General features: G+C 65.7%; 18 protein-coding genes. 11 read left to right on the top strand and 7 right to left on the bottom strand.

The genetic code is table 11. The features are described from left to right. Positions 1–87: 87 nt before the first annotated feature. The 4 genes from SPHN_RS17410 to SPHN_RS17395 form a co-directional block, all read right to left on the bottom strand. Positions 88–315 carry a hypothetical protein gene (locus SPHN_RS17410; RefSeq protein WP_248525089.1) on the bottom strand — a complete coding sequence of 76 codons (228 nt, stop codon included), beginning with the start codon at positions 313–315 and terminating at the stop codon, positions 88–90. 65 nt (positions 316–380) lie between these two features. Then, on the bottom strand, positions 381–1,973 hold the full coding sequence (locus SPHN_RS17405; RefSeq protein ID WP_248525087.1) for a GGDEF and EAL domain-containing protein: 1,593 nt from the start codon (positions 1,971–1,973) through the stop codon (positions 381–383). Between the two features lie 269 nt (positions 1,974–2,242). After that, a complete protein-coding gene (locus SPHN_RS17400) occupies positions 2,243–2,995 on the bottom strand; it encodes an SDR family NAD(P)-dependent oxidoreductase (protein ID WP_248525085.1) in 753 nt (250 codons plus the stop codon). Positions 2,996–3,075: 80 nt separating this feature from the next. Next, positions 3,076–3,666: a TetR/AcrR family transcriptional regulator gene (locus SPHN_RS17395; protein WP_248525083.1), complete on the bottom strand. Its 591-nt coding sequence runs from the start codon at positions 3,664–3,666 to the stop codon at positions 3,076–3,078. A gap of 114 nt (positions 3,667–3,780) precedes the next feature. Here SPHN_RS17395 and SPHN_RS17390 point away from each other — a divergent pair, with 114 nt between their 5' ends. From SPHN_RS17390 to zwf, 5 genes are all read left to right on the top strand, one after another. Further along, entirely contained in the window at positions 3,781–5,001 is a 1,221-nt protein-coding gene (locus SPHN_RS17390) for an efflux RND transporter periplasmic adaptor subunit (RefSeq protein WP_248525081.1), read from the top strand. Positions 5,002–5,007: 6 nt separating this feature from the next. Next, positions 5,008–8,220, top strand: coding sequence for an efflux RND transporter permease subunit (locus SPHN_RS17385; RefSeq protein ID WP_248525078.1), 3,213 nt, complete (start codon positions 5,008–5,010; stop codon positions 8,218–8,220). A gap of 4 nt (positions 8,221–8,224) precedes the next feature. Then, a complete protein-coding gene (locus SPHN_RS17380) occupies positions 8,225–9,739 on the top strand; it encodes an efflux transporter outer membrane subunit (protein ID WP_248525076.1) in 1,515 nt (504 codons plus the stop codon). Between the two features lie 220 nt (positions 9,740–9,959). Further along, positions 9,960–11,507 carry a cation:proton antiporter gene (locus tag SPHN_RS17375; RefSeq protein WP_248525074.1) on the top strand — a complete coding sequence of 516 codons (1,548 nt, stop codon included), beginning with the start codon at positions 9,960–9,962 and terminating at the stop codon, positions 11,505–11,507. Positions 11,508–11,630: 123 nt separating this feature from the next. Beyond that, on the top strand, positions 11,631–13,130 hold the full coding sequence (gene zwf, locus SPHN_RS17370) for a glucose-6-phosphate dehydrogenase (protein WP_248525073.1): 1,500 nt from the start codon (positions 11,631–11,633) through the stop codon (positions 13,128–13,130). A 169-nt stretch (positions 13,131–13,299) separates the two neighbouring features. On the opposite strand, the gene SPHN_RS17365 is transcribed toward zwf, so the two are convergent. After that, a complete protein-coding gene (locus tag SPHN_RS17365) occupies positions 13,300–13,587 on the bottom strand; it encodes a hypothetical protein (RefSeq protein ID WP_056047554.1) in 288 nt (95 codons plus the stop codon). Between the two features lie 29 nt (positions 13,588–13,616). Then, entirely contained in the window at positions 13,617–13,847 is a 231-nt protein-coding gene (locus SPHN_RS17360) for a hypothetical protein (protein WP_056047557.1), read from the bottom strand. Between the two features lie 121 nt (positions 13,848–13,968). Here SPHN_RS17360 and SPHN_RS17355 point away from each other — a divergent pair, with 121 nt between their 5' ends. Then, positions 13,969–15,030, top strand: a complete 1,062-nt coding sequence (locus tag SPHN_RS17355; RefSeq protein ID WP_248525071.1) for an SDR family oxidoreductase — start codon at positions 13,969–13,971, stop codon at positions 15,028–15,030. Between the two features lie 155 nt (positions 15,031–15,185). Here SPHN_RS17355 and SPHN_RS17350 read toward each other — a convergent pair whose 3' ends face one another. After that, positions 15,186–17,570, bottom strand: coding sequence for a hypothetical protein (locus tag SPHN_RS17350; RefSeq protein ID WP_248525069.1), 2,385 nt, complete (start codon positions 17,568–17,570; stop codon positions 15,186–15,188). A 250-nt stretch (positions 17,571–17,820) separates the two neighbouring features. On the opposite strand from SPHN_RS17350, the gene SPHN_RS17345 reads away from it, so the two are divergent. The 5 genes from SPHN_RS17345 to SPHN_RS17325 all read left to right on the top strand — a co-directional run bounded on the left by SPHN_RS17345 (position 17,821) and on the right by SPHN_RS17325 (position 23,838). Next, positions 17,821–19,716 carry a pilus assembly protein TadG-related protein gene (locus tag SPHN_RS17345; RefSeq protein ID WP_248525068.1) on the top strand — a complete coding sequence of 632 codons (1,896 nt, stop codon included), beginning with the start codon at positions 17,821–17,823 and terminating at the stop codon, positions 19,714–19,716. Then, positions 19,713–20,300 carry a TadE/TadG family type IV pilus assembly protein gene (locus tag SPHN_RS17340; RefSeq protein ID WP_248525066.1) on the top strand — a complete coding sequence of 196 codons (588 nt, stop codon included), beginning with the start codon at positions 19,713–19,715 and terminating at the stop codon, positions 20,298–20,300. Before SPHN_RS17345 ends, SPHN_RS17340 begins: the two co-directional genes overlap by 4 nt. Continuing rightward, positions 20,297–20,968 carry a TadE/TadG family type IV pilus assembly protein gene (locus SPHN_RS17335; RefSeq protein ID WP_248525064.1) on the top strand — a complete coding sequence of 224 codons (672 nt, stop codon included), beginning with the start codon at positions 20,297–20,299 and terminating at the stop codon, positions 20,966–20,968. Before SPHN_RS17340 ends, SPHN_RS17335 begins: the two co-directional genes overlap by 4 nt. Positions 20,969–21,029: 61 nt before the next feature. Beyond that, a complete protein-coding gene (locus SPHN_RS17330) occupies positions 21,030–22,319 on the top strand; it encodes a metal-dependent hydrolase family protein (RefSeq protein ID WP_248525062.1) in 1,290 nt (429 codons plus the stop codon). A 175-nt stretch (positions 22,320–22,494) separates the two neighbouring features. Continuing rightward, the gene (locus tag SPHN_RS17325; protein ID WP_248525059.1) at positions 22,495–23,838 is read left to right on the top strand and encodes a hypothetical protein; all 1,344 of its coding nucleotides are present in this window, start codon (positions 22,495–22,497) and stop codon (positions 23,836–23,838) included. Positions 23,839–23,954: the final 116 nt, after the last annotated feature.

The following is a 23,954-nucleotide window of genomic DNA, read 5'->3' as shown; positions in this document are numbered from 1 at the left end:
TGCTCGAGCCTATCGGCAACATCCCGCCTGCCGAAGCCGAACACCAATATTATGCTGCCGCAGACAACATCGATATGGCGGCGTGACTCACAACCCAAGGCCTCCGGCAGACCCGGGGCGGTTCAGTTCGACGCCGACACGGGATTTGAACCACTGACGATCCTCGTCCGTCAACGAGATCGCCGACACCGGCAGGCCGAAAATCTGACTTGCCATCCTGGTGATCCGGTCGAAGCTCTCGCTGGCCGGACTATCGAGGATGTTGAGCTGCAGAAGTGCGTCGAGCCGCGCTTCCTCGTGCACCGTTTTGGTCATGATAGTATTTTGGCCTATATGACTTAAGTGAGTGTAAACTTAAGACCAATTATTTATAATCCGCGTTAAGTTCTTCGCAGGTGATGCTTGCGCTTCGCGGCATACAGCGCTGCATCGGCACGTCGCAACGCCGCCGCGAAGCTCTGGACTGCGGGTGTCGTGGTCGATCCGTCCATGAGAACCGCGCCGACGCTGCCACTGATTGGCAGCGGGGCGTCGTTGATCGTCATGCGCTCGCCCAACGCGCGTTCGATCCGATCGGCAACCACGGACAACCGGGCGTCATCGGCTTCGGGTAACAACACGGCGAATTCGTCGCCGCCAAGTCGCGCAAGATGATCGCTAGCGCGCACGGCGCCGCGCAGACGCCTGGCGACCTCGACCAGGACCGCGTCACCGACGCTGTGGCCGAACCGGTCGTTGATCGCCTTGAACCGGTCGAGATCGATCGCGATGATCCCGACGGAGACGCCGGGCGTGGTCTGTTCGAGCCTTTGGTCGAGCCCTCGACGGTTGAGCAACCCGGTCAATGGATCGGTTTCCGCGGCGACGACGGCGCGCAATTGTCTTTCACGATCTTCCGAGATGTCGATCGTCACGCCGACGATGCGCAAGGGACTGCCGTCCGGGGCACGAAGCAGCTTGCGGTCGCATCGCATCCAGCGCGGACCGTTGATCGTCGAAAGCTCGTACTCGACGGAGGCGTCGTCGATCTCGCCGTCGAGCAGCGTCTGGACCGAGGCGGCATCGCGGTTGGCCGGCGCGATATATTCGCCGTACGTATCGAGGTCGATCGGGCCCGCCCCCTCCGGCCCACGCACGAATCGCGAGAAACTCGGGGAGGTTTCGAAGCGTTTGGTTTCCACGTCGATGTGCCAGAAGCCGCCGCGTACGGCCTCCATCGCCAGCGTGAGCCGCGCGTTGATTTCCTGAAGGGCGCGATCCGCGCGCCGGCGCTCGGTCACGTCCTGGATATGCGCTATCATCCGGATCAGGCTGCCGTCCGGTGCGCGGACCGCCGAGACCGCGAGCGAGGCGTGGACCGGCTCGCCGCTTGGATGAAGGTAGCGCTTTTCCAGCGTATATTCGTCCCGGTACCCTGCCACGATCTCTCCGAAGAGCAGCGCGTCGGCATTTTGATCGTCGGGATGCGTGATCGTCCGGAAATCAAGTCCTGCGACATCCTCGATCGTCCGTCCAAGCATGGCGGCGAATGCGGAATTCACCCGCTCCATCCTCCCGTCTGCGTTGGTGACGGCCATGCCGACGGGGGCATGCTCGAACGCATCGTTGAACATGATCTCGTTCTCGGCAATGCGCGCCTCGAGATCGCTGCGCACGCTGATATCGGTCACCAGCACGACGATCCCGCGGACGGCGCCGTCGCTATCGACGTCGGGGACGTAGCTCCCCTGGACACGCCGTGCGTTGCCGCCGTCGAACAACGCATATTCATAGGTAACCGGCATGCCGGCCAGGGCGTCGATCAGGCGTGGCAGGACGGTTGGAAAGTTGAGGTCGCCGACGATGTCGCGACAATGTCGTCCGACGATCTGGTCGGGGGCGATGCCACGCCATGATGCGTAGGTCGCATTGGCGTAGCGATACGTCAGGTCACGGTCGAAATACGCCACGAGCCCAGGGAGCATGTCGAGCATTGCCGTCGCGGAGGGCATGCCGTCCGAGGATCGACCGGGTTCGCGCGAAACAGGTCGATCTTGAAAACTATCGGTCACGGGACGTGGGCAGTGGGTCATGCCACGGCTTACAGCCGGCGTGGTTAAGCGATGGTTCGTACCGCCGAGCGCCAGCACGCGATTATCGGGACGCCGCTGGGAAACGGAGCAATCACCCAGGGATGGAGGAAATGCCACTCTCGCCGGGCGTTACATCGTAGAAACCCTGAGAAAGCTGGTGTCTGTCGCGGTCATCCGTTCCGCGCGACCTGGAACCCCGCAAACGACTGGCTGACCGGCATGATCTCCAGCCGGTTGATATTCAGATGCGGCGGCAGTTCGGCAATCCACAGCAGCGTCGCGGCGAGGTCGGCGCCGGTCATCGGATCGGCGCCGCCGTACAGCGTATCCGACGCCGCCTGATCGCCGGCGGTGCGGACGAGCGTGAATTCGGTCTCGATCATGCCCGGCTCGATCGACGTGACGCGGACGCCCTTGCCGTGCAGGTCGGAGCGCAGCCCGAGCGAGAATTGTTCGACGAACGCCTTGGTCCCGCCATACACGTTGCCGCCGGTATAGGGGTAGGTCGCCGCGACCGACGAGATATTGATCACCGCACCCTTCCGCGCGATCAGGCCGGGCAGCATCCGGTGCGTAAGCGATACGAGCGCGGTGACGTTGGTCGCGATCATCGTCTTCCACTGGTCGACGTCCGCCTGGTCCGCAGGCTTGGTGCCCAGCGCAAGCCCGGCATTGTTGATCAACAGGTCGACGTCGCGATATGCCTCGGGCAGCGCGTCCAGCGCGGCATCGCGTGCGCGCTCGTCGCAGACGTCGAATACCGCGGGATGGACCGTGTCCGCGCCCAGTGCGGCGACCAGCGCATCGAGCCGCTCGGCGCGACGCCCGGTCGCGATCACCCGCCAGCCCGCACCGGCAAAGGCGTGGGCGGCGGCTTCGCCGATCCCCGAGGTGGCGCCGGTGATGAGAACGGTTCTGGTCATGTCGTTTCCTAGCCGAAGTCGCCCGGGGTGGGGGCAGGGGCTATCTAGGCACGAACGTCCGCCGCGCAAATGGTCCGCTCTTAAAGTGCGCGCACCGCCGCGAGGATCATCCGGCCGGTCAGCCGTGCCGTCTCGTCCTCCGACAGGCGCGGGCGCGACAAGGTGCGGTGGCCAAGTCCGAACATGAACGCCAGGATCAGCTCCTCGGCACCCTCCAGTTCCTTTTCCTGCAGATCGGGGTTGGCGACGCAGGCCAATTCGCGGATCATCTGGCGGAACCCGCGGCAGAGCTCGGCGATCGTGTCCGCGACGTCGGCATTGCGGTGCGCCTCGGCCATGATCTCGAACGACAGCGCCTCGTCGCCCTTGGACAGCGCGCGCCGCGCGAGCTCGACGAACCCGTCCTCGATGGTCAGCCCTTCGCATTTGACCGAGTCGTTCATCGTCTGCAATTCGGCCATCTTGGCGATGGCATCTTCCATTACGATCGCCTGGATCACCGCATTCTTGCCGGTGAACAGGCGATAGATCTGGCCGACGGAAACACCCGCCGCCACCGCCAGTTCGGACATCGGCGTCTGATGAAACCCCTGGGTCGCAAACAGATGACGGGCTGCGGCAACGATACGCTCCCGGCTACCCAGTTCATGCTGCACTGCACTCAAAATCATGTTCCCGATGCGTTTTTTGGTTGACCTGCCGCTCGCACAATCCTAGCGGGCAAGCAAGCGGAATGAACGTTCATTCCGGTAAAACTCATCTGCACGGACGTCGGGATGCTCAACATGCAGCGATTGAACCTCAAGGGATCTGTGGCACTGACCGCGCTTGCGCTGCTGTCGGCCTGCAACAAGGAGCAGGCGCCGCCACCCCCGCCGACTCCGACGGTCGGCGTCGTCAGCGTCGCCGAGGAGCCGGTGGTGCTCACCTCCGAGCTGCCCGGCCGGATCGCCGCGGTGGAGACGTCCGAAGTTCGCCCGCAGGTCAGCGGCGTGATCCGCGATCGCCTGTTCACCGAAGGCGCGATGGTCAGCAAGGGCCAGGTGCTCTACGCGATCGAGGATGCCCCCTATCGCGCGGCGCTCGCCAGCGCGCAGGGCCAGCTCGGGGCCGCGCAATCGCAGATCAACGCGACCCGTTTGCAGGCCCAGCGCTACGGCCAGCTCGTCGCGCTGAACGCGGTCAGCAAGCAGGAGGCGGACAACGCCACCGCCTCCGCGCAGCAGGCTCGCGCCAATGTTGCAGCGCAGCAGGCGGCGGTGCAGTCGGCGCGAGTCAACCTCGGCTTCACGCGCATCAAGGCGCCGATCTCGGGTCGCATCGGCCGCTCGCTGGCGACCGTCGGCGCGCTCGTCCAGACCGGCCAAACGGATGCGCTCGCGACCATCCAGCGCACCGACAGCGTCTATGTCGACGTCAACCAGTCGGCGGCGCAGCTGCTCGATCTCAAGCAGGCGATGGCGACCGGCGGCGTGACCCGCGGCGACGGCAGCGCGCGCGTCCAGCTGATCCTTCCCAACGGCACGATCTATCCGATCGAGGGTCGTCTTCAGTTCGCCGAAGTGACCGTCGACCAGACCACCGGTGCGGTGACGCTGCGCGCGCGCTTCCCCAACCCCAACGGCCTGTTGCTGCCGGGCATGTACGTCCGCGCCAAGTTGGTCGAAGGCACGCGCCGCAACGCGATCATGGCGCCGACCGCCGGTATCACGCGCGATCCGCGCGGCGGTGCGACCGCGTTGGTCGTCAACGCGCAGAACAAGGTCGAGCAGCGCACCGTCACCACCGATCGCGTGATCGGCGACAAGTGGATCGTCACCAGCGGCCTAAAGCCCGGCGACAAGCTGATCGTCGAGGGGCTGCTCAACCTGCGTCCCGGTGCGACCGTCAAGCCCGCCGCGCCGCAGCAGGTCACCAAGCCCGCCGGCAACGGCGCCGCGAATGCCGGCGCGGCTGCTGATCCAGCCGCCGCCCCGGCAGCAGGCAATACACAGGCCGGGAAGTAACCGCCCATGTCACGCTATTTCATCGATCGACCCATCTTCGCATGGGTCATCGCGATCATCCTGATGCTGGCCGGTATCCTCGCGATCCGCCAGTTGCCGATCGCCCAGTTCCCTGAGATCGCCGCGCCCAAGGTGACGGTCGCGACGTCCTATCCGGGCGCCGACGCGCAGACGCTCGAGAACACGACGACGCAGATCATCGAGCAGCAGATGAAGGGGATCGACAACCTTCGCTACTTCGCCTCGACCTCGGACGGCTCGGGCAATCTCGCGATCACGCTCACCTTCGAGCAGGGGACCGACCCCGACATCGCGCAGGTCCAGGTCCAGAACAAGCTGCAACAGGCGACGCCGCTCCTGCCGCAGGAAGTCCAGCAGGCCGGTCTCCGCGTAACCAAGGCGACCGCCAACTTCCTGCTCGTGATCGCCGCCTATTCGGAAAACGGCGCGCACGACCAGGTCGATCTCGGCGACATGATCGCCTCGAAGCTCCAGGATCCGCTGAGCCGCATCAAGGGCGTCGGCGACACGCAGGTGTTCGGCGCGCAATATTCGATGCGAATCTGGGTCGACCCGTTCAAGATGTCGAACCTGGGCGTCACCGTTACCGACATCACGTCGGCGCTGACCGCGCAGAATGCCCAGGTTTCGGCCGGTCAGGTCGGCAGTCTGCCGGCGGTGAAGGGCCAGTCGCTCAACGCCACCGTCACCGCACAGTCGCGACTTCAGACGCCGGAGCAGTTCCGCGCGATCATCGTCCGCTCGGCAACCAGCGGCGCGACCGTGCGCCTGTCGGATGTCGCCCGCGTCGAGATGGGGTCCGAGAACTACAGCTTCCAGGCGCGCTATAACGGCAAGCAGGCGGCAGGCTTCGGCGTGAAGCTGGCGCCGGGCGCCAACGCGCTCGACACCGTCAAGCTGGTCAAGGCCGAGGTGAACCGGATCGCCAAACAATTCCCGTCCGACGTCAAGGTCGCGTTCCCGGTCGATAACTCGACCTTCGTGCGGCTGTCGGTCGAGCAGGTCGTCCATACGCTGGTCGAGGCGATCATCCTCGTCTTCCTCGTGATGTTCCTGTTCCTCCAGAACTTCCGCGCCACGCTGATCCCGACGATCGCGGTGCCGGTCGTGCTGCTCGGCTCGCTCGCGGTGCTGTACGCGGCGGGATTCACGATCAACACGCTGACCTTGTTCGGCATGGTGCTGGCGATCGGATTGCTCGTCGATGACGCGATCGTCGTCGTCGAGAACGTCGAACGCCTCATTCAGGAGGAAGGGCTTTCCCCGAAGGAAGCCGCCAAGAAGTCGATGGACGAGATCAGCGGCGCGCTGGTCGGCATCGGTCTTGTCCTGTCCGCGGTGTTCCTGCCGATGGCGTTCTTCAGCGGTTCGACCGGCGTGATCTTCCGCCAGTTCTCGATCACCATCGTGTCGTCGATGGTGCTCTCGGTTCTGGTCGCGTTGATCCTGACGCCGGCGCTCTGCGCCACCATTCTGAAGCCATCGAAGCAGGATCACGGCGAGAAGAAGGGCTTTTTTGGCTGGTTCAACCGCACCTTCGACAAGGGCGTCGGCAAATACGGTAACGGCCTGCGCCGCGTCGAGAAGGGCTGGGTCCGCACGATGCTGGTCTATGCCGTGATCGTCGTCGCGATGGCCTTCGTCTTCCTGCGCCTGCCGTCGGGCTTCCTCCCCGAGGAGGATCAGGGGCTGATGTTCGCCCAGGTTTCGATGCCCACCGGCACGCCGATGGAAGAAACCGCGCGGACGATGGACAAGCTGCGCGATCACTTCCTCGTCGACGAGAAGGCCAACATCGCCGGCATCTTCACGATCAGCGGCTTCGGCTTCGTCGGCCAGGGCCAGAATGTCGGCCTCGCCTTCATCCAGCTCAAGCCGTGGGAAGATCGTAGCGGCGCCGAAAACACCGTCGCCGCGGTTGCCGCCCGCGCCAACCAGGCGCTTGCCGGGATCCGTGCCGGCATGGTGATCGGCTTCGTGCCGCCGGCCGTGCAGGAACTCGGCAACGCCAACGGCTTCGACTTCATGCTGAAGGACAATGCCGGCGTCGGTCACGAGAAGCTGCTCGAGGCGCGCAACATGCTGCTCGGCATGGCCAGCCAGGACAAGCGCCTGATACAGGTCCGCCCGAACGGCTTGGAGGATGCGCCACAGCTGAAACTGAACGTCGACCAGGCACAGGCGGGGGCACTCGGCCTCAGCCAGGCGGACATCAACACCACCGTCAGCACCGCGTTCGGCGGCGCCTACATCAACGACTTCATCGACCGCGGTCGCGTGAAGAAGGTGTTCGTCCAGGCCGATGCACCGTTCCGCACCTCGCCCGCGGATCTCGGCAACTTCTACGTCCGTGGCACGACCAGCAACGCGATGGCGCCGTTCTCGTCCTTCTCGACGACCGAATGGAAATACGGCCCGTCACGCCTGGAGCGCTACAACGGCGTGGCGTCGTTCGAGATCATGGGCTCGCCGGCACCGGGCGTCAGCAGCGGCACCGCGATCAAGGCGATGGAGGAGATGGCAGCCAAGCTGCCCCCCGGCATCGGCTATGAGTGGACCGGCCTCAGCTATGAGGAAAACCTGTCCGCCGGCCAGTCGACCACGGTCTATGCGCTCTCGCTGCTGATCGTGTTCCTCTGCCTCGCCGCGCTGTACGAGAGCTGGTCGATCCCGATCGCCGTGCTCCTCGTGGTGCCGCTCGGCGTGCTCGGCGCGGTGCTCGCGGCGATGATCGCGGGGCTGAACAACGACATCTACCTCCAGGTCGGTCTGATCACGACGATCGGCGTGGCAGCGAAGAACGCGATCCTGATCGTCGAGTTCGCCGAGGAGAAGATGGGCGACGGGATGAATGCGGCCGATGCCGCGGTCGAGGCGGCGAAGCTTCGCCTTCGCCCGATCCTGATGACCTCGTTCGCGTTCATCTTCGGCGTGTTGCCGCTCGCACTGTCGAGCGGTGCCGGCGCCGGCGGCCAGAACGCGATCGGCTGGGCGGTGGTCGGCGGCATGCTGTCCGCGACCGTCCTCGCGATCTTCTTCGTGCCGCTGTTCTTCTTGCTCGTGAAGCGCGTCTTCAAGCAGGACAAGGCCGGCTCGGGGCAGGACCGCGATCAGGTACGCAATGATGACGATAACCGTGACGGCGGCCACGACGATAGCCGTCGTCCGCCCCACGACCAGCGGCCGCAGGAGGCCTGATCCGATGTTGACCCCCATGCTCTCGCGCAAGACCGCGCTCGTGTTCGCCGCCGGGCTCACGCTCGCCGGGTGTAACCTCGCCCCGAAATACGCCCGGCCCGAATTATCGGTGCCGGTGGCGACCCCCGTCGGTCCCGCCTATGCGGCGACCGATGCGGCGGGCGCGATCATGCCCGCCGACACGTCGTGGGAGGTGTTCTTCACCGACGACCGCCTGCGTCGCGTGATCCGCACCGCGCTGGAGAACAACCGCGACCTGCGCGTCTCGGTCGCCAACGTCGCGCAGGCCCGCGCGCAATACCGCGTACAGCGCGCCGACCTGTTCCCGACGCTCGCCGCCAACGGTGGTGCGACCTATCAGCAGTCGCCGTTCGGCGTGGTCGGTGGCGGTACCGGCGGTGGAACGGGCGGTACTGGCGGCACCGGAGGCGGTGCGGGCGGCGCGGTGTCCAGCGGCCGTGCCGATATCTATTCGGCCAATGTCGGCGTCTCGGCATGGGAAATCGACCTGTTCGGCCGCGTCCGCAACCTGACTCAGGCGCAGCAGGAACAGTATTTCGCCGCAGAAGAAAACCGCAACGCAGCCCAGGTTTCCTTGATCGCCGAGATCGCGACGCAGTGGCTGACGATGGCGGCGGATCAGGATCGCCTGAAGATCGCGCGCGATACCGAGCGGGCGTTCGGCCAGACGGTCAAGCTGACGCAGGACCGCTTCCGGATCGGTATCGCCTCCGAACTTGAAGTCCGCCAGGCCAGCACCAGCTACGATCAGGCCCGCTCGGATATCGCCGAGGCGACGACGCTGATCGCGCAGGACCAGAACGCGCTGAACCTGCTTGCCGGCACTACGCTGACCGCGGACATGCTGCCGGCGCGGCTCGAGGAAACCAGCCCGACGCTGGAGAACCTGCCGGCCAACCTGCCGTCGGAGGTATTGCTGCGCCGTCCCGACATCGCCTCGGCCGAGCATCAGCTGATCGCCGCCAACGCCAATATCGGCGCGGCGCGCGCGGCATTCTTCCCGAACATCTCGCTGACCGCGGCGTTCGGGACGATCAGTCTCGGCCTGTCGAACCTGTTCGGCAGCGGTACGCAGAACTGGTCGGTCGCGCCGTCGGTCAGCCAGACGCTGTTCGACTTCGGCCGCAACAAGGGCAATCTGCGCTATGCCCAGGCCACGCGCGACGCCGCCGTCGCGACGTACGAGAAGAGCATCCAGACGGGTTTCCGCGAAGTCGCCGACGCCCTCGCGCGGCGTGGCACGATCGGCGCACAGCTCACGGCGCAGACGTCGTTGCGCGACAATGCGGCGGGCGCGTTCAAGCTGTCGGAACTGCGCTTCCGTGCGGGCATCGACGCGTTCCTGAACACGCTCGATTCGCAGCGGTCGCTGTATACGGCGCAACAGAGCCTGCTCGCGGCCCGCCTGACCCGCGACAGCAATGCAGTGGAACTGTATCGCGCCCTGGGCGGCGGGGTCACGACGACCCGGTCGCCGGACCCGCGCCCGCAAAACTGACCCGGTAATCCTCCCACGCCCGGGGGGATGTGTCTGGCGCTTGCCGGACGCAGGAAGAGGAAAGGGCGACGTAGGTTGGGTATCCGCCCCCTCCGTCACCTTCGGTGCCACCTCCCCCTGGCGGGGGAGGATCGTACGTGCCGAATGGCGGTTGGCCCCAGTCCCTGTCTCCAGATGCTACCGATCGGGCCCATAGCGGGGCGCGGACCGTTGCGCCCCGGTGCAACTCTTCGAAAGCCTCGATGCGATCCTGCTCGCCGCGCTGGTCCTGCTGGTCCTCGCGCGCAAGCTGAACGTCCCTTATCCCACCTTGCTGGCGGCGGCGGGTCTGGGCTTTGCGCTGCTGCCGTTCGCGCCCAAGATCGCGGTCGAGCCGCATCTGGCGCTCGCGCTTTTCATCGCGCCGGCGCTGCTCCACGCGGCCTATCACACCAGCCCGCGGGCGTTGCGGCGCTACTGGTTCCCGCTCCTGTCGCTGGCGGTGTTCGCGGTGCTCGTCACGGCGGCGATGGTGGCGCTGGTCGGCATGACTCTCGGCGGCCTGCCGCTCGCCGCCGCCTTCGCGCTGGGGGCGATCGTCGCGCCGCCCGATGCCGCCGCTTCCGAGGCCGTGCTGGGCGAGGTCGGCATTCCCCGCCGCGGACTGTTACTGCTTCAGGGCGAAAGCCTGCTCAACGACGCCACCGCACTGCTCCTGTTCGGGCTCGCGGTGGCGTTCGCGACGCATTCGGACACGCCGGTGACGCCGCTCGCGCTCGCTGCCGCGGTGCCCGGCGGGATCGTCTTCGGCGCGCTGTCGGCATGGATCTATCTCCGCGTCGCACCGCTGTTCGCGGGCACGCTGGGCGCCATCCTCGCCGATTTCGCCGTGACCTTCGGGATCTGGCTGCTGGCCGAACGGCTGCACATTTCGCCCGTGCTGGGTGTCGTCACCTTCGGCATGATCGTGTCGCAGCGCCGCCCGATCGGCCAGCCGGCCCGCGACCGGCTCCAGAGTGCGGCGGTATGGTCGGCGGCGGTCCTCGTCCTCAACATCATCGCCTTCGCACTCATGGGGCTGCAATCGCGCGACGTGCTGGAGCGTCTGCCGGCGGCCGAGCGCTGGCCGGCGATCGGGTTCGCCGCCGCGGTGCTCGCGACCGTGCTGGTGACGCGAGTCGCGTGGGTGTTCTTCGTGCGTTTCGTGGAGGGCGTGATCGCCAGCCGCTATGCGCCGTCCTGGCTTCCCAAGCCGCCGCCGTGGAATGCGTCGTTGATCCTGTCCTGGTCCGGCATGCGGGGGCTGCTGACGCTGGCCACGGCGTTCGCATTGCCGAGTTCGGTGCCGGGCCGCGACCTGATCGTGCTCGCCGCGTTCGGCGTGGTGATCGGTACACTGATGCTGCAAGGGCTTACGCTCGGCCCGCTGATCCGACGGTTGAACCTCGGTGCGGATTCCGGGCTCGCGGACGAGATCGCGCCCGCGCGCAAACGCCTGATCGAAGCCGGCCTCGCCGTGCTGCCCGCGCGCGCCGGCGAAGCGGCGGACGCATTGCGCTTCCGCTACGGCGCCGCGGGCAAGGTCACCGCCGAAGCCGACGATCCGCAGGCCACCTCCGAATTCGACGAACTGCACCTCGAGATGATCGCCTGCCAGCGCGTCGTCCTCCACCGGATGCGCGACAGCGGCGAGATCGCCGAGGACGTCTATCGTCGCTTGCAGGAGGAACTCGACTGGTCCGAGGTCGACGCACGCTCGTTCGGCGACAATATCCTCACGGCGACCTGATCGCCCGGGTGAGCGCGACGGAACCACGTGCCGGGAACATCGGCGCAGGCTACGCTGTTTGAGAAAACCACCCACACCCCAGAACTGCTGTAGAAAGGGTCGATGCATGTCCGAGGCGAATTCATGAGCAAGTCCGTGAAGCCAGCACCGCCCACGACGCTCGTGATCTTCGGGGCATTCGGCGATCTCACCCGCCGGCTGCTGATGCCGGCGCTGATCAACATGACGCGGCTGGGCCTGGTCGGCGATGACTTCCACGTGCTCGGCGTCGGCATCGACGAGGGGAACGACCAGACGCTCCGCGATGCGCTCGGCAGCTTCGATGCGAAAGGCGGCGAGGGCTCAGGGGAGAAGGGCGAGGCCTGGGCCCGCCTCAAGGATCGCGTCGGCTACCTCCAGGGCGATTTCACCAAGGACGACGTCTACGAACAGCTCAAGACCCGCGTGACCGGCAACGTCGCGTTCTACTTTGCGGTACCGGCCAAGTTCTTCGGCGATATCGTCGACAAGCTCGCTCAGCACGGCCTGATGGCCGAAACCCAGCAAGCTTTCCGCCGGATCGCGATCGAGAAGCCGTTCGGCCACGATCTCGCCTCCGCACGCGATCTCAATGCGCGGATCCTCGACAAGGTTTCGGAGGCACAGGTCTACCGGATCGACCATTTCCTCGGCAAGGAAACCGTGCAGAACATCATGACCGCGCGGTTCGCGAACATGATGATCGAGCGCGTCTGGAATTCGGACTGCATCGCGCACGTCCAGATCACCGCCGCCGAAACCGTCGATGTCGGCACGCGCGGCAAGTTCTACGATGCGACCGGCGCATTGCGCGACATGGTGCCGAACCATCTGTTCCAGCTGCTCGCGATGGTCGCGATGGAGCCACCCGCGAACTTCGACGCGGAGGCGATCCGCAACGAAAAGGGCAAGGTGCTCAAGGCCGTCCGCGCCTATTCGCCCGCGCAGGCCAAGCGCAACGGCGTCCGCGGCGCCTATACGGCGGGCAAGGTGCAGGACCATGACGTCCCCGACTACACCGCGACCGCCGACGTCGCGCCGGACAGTCATACCGAGACCTATGTCGCGCTGAAGCTGATGGTCGACACCTGGCGCTGGGCGGGGGTGCCGTTCTACCTGCGCACCGGCAAGGCGATGACCTGCCGCGACACCGAGATCGTGATCACCTTCAAGCCCGTGCCGTTCGCGTCGTTCCCGGGTGCCGCGGCGGACATGCTCCCGCCCAATCGCCTGATCATCCAGATCCAGCCGGACGAGGGGCTGAGCATGGACATCAACATCAAGCGCCCCGGCCTCGAAGTCGCGACCGCCCCGATCGCGCTCGATTTCCGCTACGCCGACGCGTTCGATATCGGCCACCTGACCGGCTACGAGTCGCTGATCTACGACCTGTTTGCCGGCGACCAGACCCTTTTCCAGCGCGCCGACGCGATCGAGGCCGGCTGGGCCGCGGTGCAGCCGTTCCTCGATCTATGGGCGACCGACCAGAGCATTCCGGAGCCGTACGAGGCCGGCACGCTCGGCCCGGCTGCGGCGGATGCGCTGCTCGCCCATGACGGCCACGAATGGCACGAACTCGCGCCGGCGGGTAAAACGGTGCCGTAAGGCCACCCCCAATACCACCCGCAAAATACCACCCCGGCGAAGGCAGGGGCCCAATTGGGGGACGGCAATAACGAAGCTCTGCGCTCCATTACGCCAACCTTCGCAATTGGGCCCCGGCCTTCGCCGGGGTGGTTGCTGTTACGGTGTTGGTTTGAGTGCGGACCTGCCTTCAAACCCGCTCGGTCAGCTCGATCTCGCCCTCGACCTCCATCTCGTCTTCGTCGCCCATCTCGTCCATGTCGGGCATCGTGAAGTCGGCCTTCCAGTCATAGACCTTCTCAACGCCGCCCTGCACCCAGACGCGGACCGCGCCCGAGGTGATCTCGCCGCCCATCGCGCCGACGAAGTCCGCCACCAGCGAATCTGCCGCATCCTCGTGATCCGTCGCGCCGGGGATCGTCGCGGCCGTCATCTCTTCGTCGAGTTCGATGATCTGCGCCCAATATTGCTTCGCCATGTGTCGCTCCTGCGTAAGATGAGATGCCGTCAGCCGGCGGTAATGATGGGGTGGTCCTCGCGCAGCCGGTCCGCCAGCCGCTCGACCGCGTCGACCTCGCTCGCGCTGCCCGACGGCGTCACCGCCCAGTTGCAATGCGCGTGCGTCGCGAGGCTATAGACCTTCACATCGCCGACGATCAGCCGCCACCGTCGCCGATCGCCGCTATTGTACCGGACGAGGTTGGTGACGAACAGGCTCTGGAGATCCGATGCGGTCATCAGCGCCCCATAGCCACAACCGCGCACCCGCCGCCACCGCAAACGGGACGCCGTGGACCCCTTCCAAAATTCGGCGCGTTTGGGACTTGGACGAGATCATCACCAGATACGGGAATTGCACATGGCCGGAACGGCATTGGTAGTGGGTACGAGCGGGATCGTCGGCAGCGCGACCGCAGCGGCGTTGGTAAAGGCGGGCTGGGCGGTATACGGCCTCGCGCGGCGGCCGACTGAACAGGACGGGGTGCAGCCGGTCGCCGCCGACTTGCAGGATCCAAGCAGCCTGGAGGCGGCCCTGACCGGCATCAGGCTCGACGCGGTATTCATCGCAACCTGGTCGCGCCAGGACAGCGAGGCGGAGAATATCCGCGTCAACGGCGGCATGGCCCGCAACCTGCTCGGCGCGCTCAGCCCCGGCGGCAGCGTGCGCCACGTCGCGCTCGTCACCGGGCTCAAGCATTATCTCGGACCGTTCGAGGCGTACGGGAAGGGCGTTCTCCCGCAGACCCCGTTCCGCGAGGAACAAGGCCGGCTCGATGTCGAGAATTTCTACTATGCGCAGGAAGACGCCGTGTTCGAGGCGGCGGAGCGCGACGGCTTCGGCTGGAGCGTCCACCGCCCGCACACGATCATCGGCAAGGCGGTCGGCAACGCGATGAACATGGGCACCACGCTCGCGGTGTATGCGACGCTGTGTCGCGAAACCGGCCGCCCGTTCCGCTTCCCCGGCTCGGCCGCGCAGTGGAACGGCCTCACCGACATGACCAGCGCCAGCCTGCTCGCCGATCACCTGCTGTGGGCCGCGACCACGCCGACCGCGCGCAACGAGGCGTTCAACGTCGTCAATGGCGACGTCTTCCGCTGGAGCTGGATGTGGGGCCGCATCGCAGACTGGTTCGGGATCGAGGCCGCACCGTTCGACGGCACGATCCTGACGCTCGAAGACCAGATGAAGGATGACGCCGGCATCTGGCGCGAGATCGCCGCCCGCGAAGGCCTCGCCGAGGCCGATCTGTCCCGCCTCGCATCCCCCTGGCACACCGACGCCGATCTCGGCCGCCCCATCGAGGTGGTGACGGACATGGGCAAGAGCCGCCGGCTCGGGTTCAAGGAGTACCAACCGACCGACGACGCGTTCTTCGACCTGTTCGAACAACTCCGCGCCGACCGGTTGATCCCGTAAGTCTGTGGGGGCGAAATCCTCCCCCGCCAGGGGGAGGTGGCTGGCTCTTGCCAGACGGAGGGGGAGGCAAGCGCAAACGGATGTTTCGTGTCCTCCCCCTCCGTCGCCTTCGGCGCCACCTCCCCCTGGCGGGGGAGGATCGCAGGACGGAACGTCTAGCTCTTCACCGCCACCGTAGCCGTCACCCCCGGATCATCCCGCAACCGCAGGTACAGCATCCCCCCAACCGGTTTCGGCACCGCAAACGCCCCCCCGGTAAACCCCTCCGGCACCAGAGCCGCCTCTGCAAACCCCGCATTTGCCGCCACGGACTCGATCAAGAACAGATCCGTCCCCGCCAGCATGCACGTCTCCGCACAGGTCACCCCGGTAACACCCGGCACGCGTACCAGGGTCGTCAACGGCACCCAGTCGCCCGCGACTCCGTTTTGCACTAGTCGCCATTTCAGCGGCCCATGCGCCGAAACGCCAAGCGCCTTGCCTGGCTCGACCGTCGCCACAGCGATCCGATCGTCCTGCACGGTCAACCCGCGCCCCGACGAAACACTCGTGGTCGTCTTCCCGTCCGCCGTCGCGATCTCGACGCTATCGCCAGCGGAAAACCGCGTACCCTCGGCGCGCAGAGAAAACGTCAGCCGGGCATCCTGCGCGATCGCCGTATCCCCGACCAGCACGATGGGAAGCCCGGGGGAGGGGGCCGCCGCAACGCTCTTCGCGATCAGAGACGCCTTCGGCCGCGCGACCGCGACGACGAACTTCACCGACCGCTTCCGCCCATCCGTCAACGTGACGAGCGCCGTCTTTGCCTGACCCGCCGCAAACGCTGGCGCCGTATCCGCGACCAACCCCAGCCGATCCACCTTGTCCGCCCGAACGACATCGCCCGGCTTGAACGCCACGCCGTCCACGGTCATCGACGCCACCAAGTCCAGCCGCGTCCCCGCCAGCGTCCCCGCAGCATCGCCCGCATACAGCGTAAGCCCATCGATCCGCCCCGCCTCGGCGAGCGCGGTCAGCGCGATCTTGTCCGGCGCCTCGACCCCATATTGCTTCACCAGCAGCGACAGTTTCCCCGGCGCGGTCTTCGCCAGCGGCAGGGTCAGCCCGATCCGATCCCCCGTCGTCGTCCAGGCGAGCGGCACCTGACCCGCATCGCTCACCAGCGTCACCGCCTCGACGCAACTCGGCGTAGGCCCCGCCAGCGCCACCGCATTGTCGCGACCCACGACCAGGCTCTCGGGATCGGTATCGACCATCGTCCATCCGCCGGCGCGCGGCACCTGCAACCGAAACCGCGGCCCGTCGAACGGCGTGAACCCCCAGCGGCCATGCAACGTCGCATCGGTCACGCTGCCAAGCCCGGCGGTCCGCATGCCGACCTGATCGAGCACATAGCCGCCACGCTCGGCATCCGCCTGCACCGGCAGTTCGACCACGCCACCCTGCGGCGTCGTCACGCGCAAGCTCATGTCGTGCGCGAACTTCGTCGCGTAGATCAGCGGCGCGCCCTCGACCGGCAGCACCAGATCGGGCCGGGCCGCACAGACCAGCCGGTCCGCCTCCGCCCGCCGCATCGTCGGAGTCTGTGGCGCGCCCGTCTCGATCACCGGCATCGCGACCACCATCACCGATTTCGGACTCGCAAACGACGGCGCCGCATTCAGCAACAGCGCCAGCCGATCGTCATGCGCCCGCGCCAGCGCCGGGATGTACCGGAACTGCGTCGACTGGAACGCGCCGAAGATCTTCGCCAGATCGCGCACCACGCCGATATAGGGGCTGTAATAGCCGAGCCCGCCCTCCGGCGTCGCGCTCAACTGCAACGCCAGATCGGTCGGCGCCCCTACCAGCGTATCCGCCAGCGTCGAACTCTGACCATCCGCCAGCACCAGCGAATCGCGGCTTTGCGTCAGGCAGGAGGCTTGCAGATCCGCCGCCAGATCGAGGCATTCCGCCTTCAGCTTGATCGCCAGACTGCGCGACAGCAACGGCGACACCGCCTCGATCCGCTCCGGCCGCGTCCGCTCCAGCGCATGGATCCCGTCGAGAAACGCATCGAGCCGCGCCCGATCGAGCGACGCCTGGTCGAGATCCTGCACCGCGCGTACGAACGCCCCCGGTTGCTTGCGCACCGCGGACACGACCGCATCGAACCCGCCGCTCTCCGGCACCAGGAACACGACCAACTGCCGCGCGCCCTCCGGCACCTTCAACGCGAGCGCGTTCTTCTTCTCTTTCCACGTCTCGGCCTTGAAGAACCACGATTTCGGCGGCGGCTCGGTCGCACCCCGCAGGAACGCCGCGACCAGCAGATAGCGCGCGCCATCGTCCTTCTTGCCGGTTGGCAGATCCGCCGCGATCGACACGCGGTCGCCGGTCGCGAGCTTGGGCACCCGCGCGATCGGCAGCGTCGTCGTCCCATGCGTCACGGCGACGCGCAGGGTCGGCCCGGTCAGGTCGAACGGTGCCGGATCAGCCTGTGTCGCCGAGGGCACGAGCAGGGCTGCGATCAGGCATGAGGGGAAGAGTCGAAGCTTCATCGGGGCACGATCTCGGATTAACGACGAAAGGATACGTCAGCCATGCTGTCTGCGCGCAAGCGATGTCGATTTTGAGGCACGCTTGGTCGCGACCCGTCGCTGCCCGAAATGCCGCAACTAAATCCAAAGATAACGGCAATTTAAGGATCGGCTGCGATGTAACCAGAATGAGTTGAACCGGACCTGATTCGGTTCGAAAGGGAGATGGATGCAACAGGGCAGGACACCAGCCAGCGGCCCGCGAGGGTCGTTGGGCAGCGCATTTCGACGTCTGCGCTCCGACCGCAAGGGGTCGGCGATCGCCATGATGGCGGCCGGGCTCATTCCGGCAATCGCCGCGCTGGGTTCCGCGATCGACGCGGGACGAATCTACATCGTGAAGTCGCAACTGCAAACCGGCGTGGACGCGGCGGCGCTCGCCGGCGCACGCGCGTTTTCGGTATCGGGTACCGCGGCCAATTCGCGTGAAAACCAGGTTTCGGCCTATTTCAGTGGGAATTTTCCCGAAACCTATATGGGCGTCACGAACCTGAAGGTCTCGCCGGAGTTCACGGTGGTCAAGGATATCAACACGACCACCGTCGTGGCCAGCGCGACCCTGCCGATGTCGTTCATGCGACTGTTCGGTTTCGCGCAACAACCGGTCCGCGCAATCGCCAAGGCCTCGATCAACCCGCACCCGCTAGAAGTGATGATGGTGCTCGACAATACCGGCTCGTTGAAGGCCAATCTGCCGCGCGATTCGAACGGTGTGGTGAAGACGCGCATCACCGCGTTGAAGGATGCCGCCAAGAGCTTCAACGACATCCTTTTCCAGGGCAGCGACACCCGCAAGGATCTGGCGATGGGGTATGTCATGTACGACATCACCGTAAACGTCGGCAAATTGCTGACCGACTGGCGATCGTCGTCGGTACGCCAGATGTTCGGATTCAACGACACGATCGCCAACACCTATGGCGGCACCTGGCCGAGCAACAAGCTCAGCTGGAAGGGCTGCGTGTTCGGTGACGATACGGTCAAGGATCTGAACGCGACGCTCACGTACCGCGAACCCAACGCATGGGATATCGATCGCACGCTGCCGGGCGAGGGCGCGCATCCGCCGGTGAGCCCGTATTTCATCCCGCCGATGTACGTTCCGCAGATGCAGGGCAACGCCGTCGCGAATGGCGCCAGGTCGAACCCGTCGAGCGCGTATTACAGCGTCGCCAATGTCGAGCCGAACAACAATCTCTACAAGCTGCATCCAAGCTATTACGAGCAGATGCTGAATTGGGATTTCTACGCAAACCAGTTCGCCAACAATCCGTATCGCAAGGCATTTTACGACGCGTATATCGGGCTGAACGACACCGCAGCGAAGATGGACGACGACGTGATCGTCCGCGCGGACAATGGGGGCTTCTACGATCCGTCGAGCAATCCGTGGAATTTCTCCACGCGTGCGGGCGCGCAGTTCAGGATCCGCTACGACAAGATACCCCAGTTCAACAACTGGAAGGATCCTACGGAATATACGGTCAACCGGCTTGGTGGCAGCGTCGATGACGGGTCGAAGAACAAGACCGAGTTTCCTTCCCCCAACTGGCAGTGCCCGGAGGCCGCGACGAAGGTCGATTACGGTCGGTCGCGCAGTTTCTACAACGACGTAATCGATCGCCAGAACGCCGCCATCTATCCTGCCAATGGGACCCTGCATCATGCCGGACTCCTATGGGGCTATCGCCTGCTGGTACGCGACGACGTGTTCAAACGAACGCCGCCCAGGGCGCAGGAGCAGCCCAAGCGCGCGCTGGTGTTCATGACTGACGGCGAAACCGCGCTGGCGACGGGCCAGAACGGGTATGAGGACCGGACCTGGACGTTCTACGGCAACTATGCGGACTCGCCGATCTCTTCGAGCAGGAGCGGTCTGATAGGCCAGTCGGAACGCCGCTTTGCCAAGACCTGCGCGGCGCTTCAGGCCGAAGACAACGCGCCCAAGGTCTACATCGTCGCGCTGACGACGACCGATCGCAATACGATCTCGATGTTTGAGAAATGCGCGCCCGGCCACGTGTATCAGACGTCGGATACCGCGACGCTCAAGGCTGCGTTCGACGATATCGCGTCCGAACTCGTCGACCTGCATCTCGTCCAGTGAGAGCGTTCGCCACGCTGCGCGCGGACGTACGCGGTGTCACCATCGTCGAGTTCGCCATCATTCTGCCGGCGATGTTGTCGCTTATCTGCGGTGCGATCGAGTTCGGCCACATGATGTTTGCACGGGTGGTGCTGGAAGGGGCGGTGACGGAAGCCGCCCGCGCCGCCACGGCCACGCTGGAAACCAAGGAGTCGGAGCGCACCGCGATCATGCGCGCGAGCATTGCAAAGTCGATGGGCGAGTTCGGCACCGCGCCCGGCAGGTCGATCGATATCAGCACGACCGTTTATCGGGATTTCAGCACCGCATTCCCGGAAACCTTCACCGACGCGAATGGTAACAAGCAATATGACAAGGGCGAACCCTATGTCGACCGCAACAAGAACGGCATGTGGGACAACGCGACCCCCGTTGCCGGCAATACGCTTGGCGGACCCGGCGACGTCGTCAGCTATACCGTCAAATTTCCCAAGCGCGTGCTGTTCGGCTTCGTCGGTAGCGCGATCGGCTATGGCTCGGGAGTCATTCCGCTGTCGGCCTCGACCGTCGTCCGCAACGAAGCCGTCGTGACGAGCGCGTCATGAGGCGCCGTCTGCCCCCCGTGCTGCACCTTGTCCTGCCCCGCGCCCTGCTCCGCGATCGACGCGGGGTCGCGATGCTCGAGTTCGCGTTGGCGCTTCCGCTGTTCCTGGGGTTCGTGCTGACCGCGATCGAGTTTGGCAATTACGTGATGGCGAATAATCGCGTGCAAAGGCTCGCGGCGATGAGCGCGGATCTGGTCGCGCAGAGCGGTACCGGCGAAATCGGCATCGGCGAAGGGCAGATATACGATCTGTTCAGCGCGTTGGACCTGACCGCGCGACCATATGACCTTCGTAATGACGGTCGCATCGTCATTACCGGCGTTCGCGGCACCGACATCGACAATAACGGCACGACCGAAAATCGCATGCTGTGGCAACGCTTCGACGGCGGCTATGTGATCGCGCCACAGGTGGGGTGCAACAAGACGGTTTCGATCGCAACCCTGCCGAATGCGCGTGCGCTGCCGCTGGGCGAGATCCTGTTTCATGTCCAGGTGAGTTACAAATACCGGCCGATCCTGACCGATATCCCGTTTCGCATGTTGTCGCTGCCCGTCGATTTCACGCGCATTGCGATGTTCCGCGCGCGAAACAAGGACTTCCAGTCGCCGACGCCCGACGACCGGTTTCCGCCCAAGGATAAATGCACGACGGCGAGCGGCCTGTGAGCGCTTGCTCTGTCGCTGCAGGTACCCCACACCGCAATTAGATGGGGCAGGGGGATACGCCATGAAAACCGCTATGATTTTCGCCGCCGCGGCGCTTTCGAGTGCTAGCGCTACGGCAGCCGATGCAAAGACGGTGATCGTCACCGCCGCGCACATGATCGATGTCCTCGCGGGCAAGCGTATCGACAACCCGCAGGTAACGATCGTCGACGGGCGCATCACTGCGGTCGGACGCAAGGGCGATCCGCTTTCTGCGCCTGTGCCTCCAGATGTCGAACGGGTCGACCTGGGCGAGCGTACGCTGCTCCCCGGCCTGATCGACATGCACGTTCACCTGACCAGCGACCCGACGTTGAGCGGTTATCGGCAACTCGAATTCACCGATAATTTCTGGACCGTCGTCGGGGTGGCGAACGCGCGTCGTACGCTCGACGCAGGGTTCACCACCGTCCGCAACGTCGGCGCTTCGAATTACGACGACGTTGCACTCAAGCAGGGCATCGAGCGCGGCTATGTCCCCGGTCCTCGCATCGTCCCTGCGACCTATGCGCTCGGTGCGACCGGGGGTCACTGCGACGCGACCGAATTCCCGCCCTCGGTCTCGGTCCCGCACCCGCAGATCGCCAACACGCCCGACGAGTTTCGGGGCGCCGTGCGGACGATCCGCAAATATGGAGCGGAGGTGGTCAAGGTCTGCATGACCGGCGGCGTCCTCTCGAAGACTGACAGCGTCGGTGCGCAGCAGATCAGCCTTTCCGAGATCAAGGCGATCGTCGAGGAGGCGCACATGCTGGGAATGAAGGTCGCGGTCCATGCGCACGGGGCGGAGGGTATCAACGACGCGTTGCGGGCCGGCGTCGACACGATCGAGCATGCGAGCCTGGCCGACGCGGAATCGTTCAAGCTCGCCAAGGCGAGCGGCGCCTGGTTCGACATGGATATCTATGACGACGATTATATCCTCGCCGAGGGCGCGAAAAATGGCGTGTTTCCGGAAAGTCTCGAGAAGGAACGCCAGGTCGGCCTCAAGCAACGCCAGACCTTCCGCGCCGCGCACGCCGCCGGGGTGAAGATGCTGTTCGGTACCGATGGCGGGGTTTATCCGAACGGCAACAATGCGCTCCAGTTCGCCAAGATGGTCGAGTGGGGGATGACGCCGATCGAGGCGATCCAGGCTGCCACCTCCAGCGCGGCGGTGGCGCTTGGCAAGACCGCGGACGTCGGCGCGATCGCCCCCGGTCGATTCGGCGACTTGGTCGCGGTCGACGGCGATCCGCTCGCCGATGTCCGCCAGCTACAGCATCCCAGCTTCGTCATGAAGGGCGGGGCAGTGGTCATCGCCCCAAAATAAACTCGCCGTCCGAATCCTCCCCCGGCAGGGAGAGGATTGATATTTGACGTCGTTACGCCAGCCACGCTTCACCGCTATCAAGGCGCAACTCGTCGCAACGCGGGTTGCCGTCGGGCCGTGTTCAGCCTCCCCCGCCCACAACGCCGCGACCAATGCGGGCAGGGGATTTTCGACGATGACGACCGATCGCGGGGCGCTGGCCGCCCTGCTCGCCACCATGACGATGCTTGCGTCGGCAAGTCCGGCAACGGCACAGACCGAGCAGACCGCGCCGGTCCGTGGCCTGGAGGGCTTGGGCAGCCTCGCGCCCCAGACCAACACGGCGATCCCGATTCCCGACGCGCCGACGATCGTCCTGCCGAGCGAGACGACCGCGCCCCGCCGCGCACCGCGTCCCCGTGCAGCCGAACCAGACGCCGCAGGAAAAACTGCTGCCGAAAAGGCCGTTGTCGCACGGCCCGCCGCGCGCAACGAATCCGAATCGACACAAGCTCGCACCCCGACTGAGTCGACAAGTTCATCGGGCTCCGCCAAACTCGCGCCGATAGCCACCCCCGCACCCGAGCCGGCATCGGCTCCGCCGCCGTCGGAAGCATCGTCGACGGAATCCGCCCCGCAGGTCGCTGCTCCGCAACCCACGCCCCTGCAACCCGTGCCCACGCCCGACACGACGACACAATCGACGGTTACCGCGCCCGAGACGGGCAGGGCGATGCCGCTCTGGCTTTCGCTCGCGGTGGTTATCGTGGTCCTCGGCGGGCTCTGGCTACTCCGCCGCAAACCCCGCGGCCGTAGGCAGGACCGCAAAGAGGTCGAAACCGTCGTCCAGCCGACACCGGAGCCATTCGCGCCTGAGCCCGTAGCTGCGCCGGAACCCGCCGTCGGCCCCGCCTCATCGATCGAGCCTATAGCGGCCCCGGTCGTGCCCGCTACGTCCGCCGCAATCCCCGTGACCGCGGCGGCCGCGCCGAAATTTCTCGAACCGCGCGCTAAAACGCCACCGCCGCCGCCTGCCGTCCCGCGGGCTCGGGTCACCTGCGACCTTCGTCCCTTGCGCGCCGGTCTCAACCTGCTGAGCGCGACGGTCGAGTGCGAACTCGTCGTCACCAACACCGGCACCGCGCCCGCCGAGGCGATTCGCACCGGCGTCGCGCTGCTGACCGCGCATGTGGGTCAGGATACCGATCTTGCCCAGTTCAATGCCGCTCCGATTGGCCGCCCGGCCACGCCGCCGTTCGCGCTCGCACCCGGCGAGTCCCGAACGATCCGGACCGTCGTCGCGATCGCGCGCGAGGCGATCCAGATCATGACCGCTGCCAACCGTCCGATGTTCGTGCCTGTCGTCGCCACCAACATCCTCTACGTGACCGCCGGCGAAGGCGCGCAGACTGCCCGCGCGTGGGTCGTCGGCATCGAACGCGTGGATTCCGCCAAGCTCGCGCCGTTCTGGCTGGATGCCCCCGCCAAGATGTTCACGACGGTCGCCGCCCGGCCGCATGCGGCGACGTTCGAGGGGTAGACCGAAGGGAGGGGCGAGACGTCGCTAGCCCTCATCCCGTTCGTGCTGAGTAGAGACCGAGTAGCTTCGCAGAAGCGTATCGAGGGCTCGTATCGAAGCATAGGTTCCGCGCGTAA

This window comes from Sphingomonas faeni (assembly GCF_023195535.1).
Taxonomy (GTDB): Bacteria; Pseudomonadota; Alphaproteobacteria; order Sphingomonadales; family Sphingomonadaceae; genus Sphingomonas; species Sphingomonas faeni_B.
Note: the sequence above shows the minus strand (reverse complement) of the source record. Positions and strands in the feature narration are given on the sequence as shown.